Source organism: Sphingobacteriales bacterium, assembly GCA_012517435.1.
Classification (GTDB): Bacteria; Bacteroidota; Bacteroidia; order CAILMK01; family JAAYUY01; genus JAAYUY01.
The window spans coordinates 1-1,727 of the sequence record JAAYUY010000115.1 but is presented as its reverse complement, the minus strand read 5'-3'; the positions used below and the strand labels follow the sequence as shown (position 1 = coordinate 1,727).

1 protein-coding gene and 1 pseudogene are annotated in these 1,727 nt (G+C 32.0%); both read right to left on the bottom strand.

The genetic code is table 11. From position 1 onward, the window contains the following. Positions 1-175 precede the first annotated feature (175 nt). Positions 176-1,078, bottom strand: a pseudogene (locus GX437_06800) (DUF3800 domain-containing protein). A gap of 243 nt (positions 1,079-1,321) precedes the next feature. Beyond that, on the bottom strand, positions 1,322-1,727 hold a 406-nt coding region (locus tag GX437_06795; GenBank protein NLJ07359.1), incomplete at its 5' end, for an NUDIX domain-containing protein.

Below are 1,727 nucleotides of genomic sequence, written 5' to 3'. Positions count from 1 at the left end.
CTGATGTATCAGGTCAAAACCGCAGGCATTCAGCCTTTTATTTATTTTCAGTTCTGATAAGATAATTGCGTTTAAAAGTAAATTAGTAATATTATTTAACTAACCAACTTTAAGAGATTAAAGGTTTGAAAATGCTTTAAAATCACTGCCCTGTTGAAAATATTAATAGTTCACATTAAATCCTTTTATGCCCTTTACAAATGAGACAATCACATTTATCATCAGTATAATGTCGTACCCCGACAATTTTTCCATCTTTACTATCGGCAATTTTAAAAATCTCATTAAATAACAACGTTTCTCCGTTTTCCAGATATCTTCTAAGTGCAAAAGCACAAACATCAGCTAATTGAACCATACTGGTCAATTGAGAATCAACATAAAGTGGCGTATCAATTATGTTATTTATTGATGTCCAAAAAGTCCCAACTTTATGAAAATGTTTCATTAATTCCGTATGTTTTTTCGAAACAGTCGGATTATTATCATGTACCAATATACCAAATTGTACTGATTTTGAAGACTTTGAATAAATCTGTAAATACTGCTCAAATCGGGATACTAATTGTTCAAATGCCTGAACATCAACAGTCATTTTAGTTTTTTTGGGATCAAAGTATAATTTATCAATGCATTCGGCAAATAAACGGCAATAACTCCAACTGCCAATTAATTTTGCAATTTCCAAGATAAAATTTAATCTTTCGGAATAAGAAAGATGTATATAATCAGATGTTTGTTTAAAATTCTTTTTTACCTGGTGATACTGCCTTGATAATGATGGGTTTTTAGCCAATCTAAGTAATTCTGCCTTACGTATTTTTTCAACCTCATGGATTCTTGCTGAATAATCTAAGCTTTCAAAATTGGGTATTTTTGATTCTTCACTATACTTTCTAACTATCCAACCAGCATGTAATTCGGCATTTTGAAGATTATAATTCCATTTAACTTTCGATATTTCCTGATCACATTTTTTCCATTTATCAACTGGAATAGCTAAACCAGCCAGGACGAAATGCGAAGTATTACCCGGAATATCAGATGTTCCTCACTCGTCAATGTAACAAATTAACATCTTGGTATTAACAAAAAAAGCGACTGGATTTTAGGAAAAAATTCCTTCTACGAGACGCAAGCGACTCCTTCCAGACGCGATACAAAGGTAGTAGTTTTTAAACATGCAATAAATTTTTTTTCACTTTTTACACTAGCCTCGTTTTATTGCGAATCTCATCTATTAAGAAATATAATTTTAAGATGGTAACTTTATCATAAGTTACAAATTTAAAGGGCTAAAAACAGCTTATCCAAATTTAACTTATAAAGCCGGATTCATCACATTATCCTTTAAAATTCCATCTAAAAACCTTTCCACAGGTTTTGGAAATGCATAGTTCCGTAGCATATCGCTTTCGACCCAGTTATAACCCTTTGAAGCATCTATCTTATTTTTTACATTTGCTTCATAAAAGCTGATGTACAACTTTCTATGCGTCAGTAAATGGGTTGTTTCTGCTATTATTTTCACCTCATTTACATGAATGTCGAGCAACTGAGTGATTTCCTCTTTTGTAATCCCTTCTGGTTTTTGTTTTTCGATCAATGGTAACTGATACAAAGATTTCCAGATGTCATTTGTGTTTCGCTTCCCGATAAGAATTTTTTCTCCTGATCTGATAAAGATAAAACTCAGAAACCTTTCCTTTAGTTTTTCCCGCGGTAGT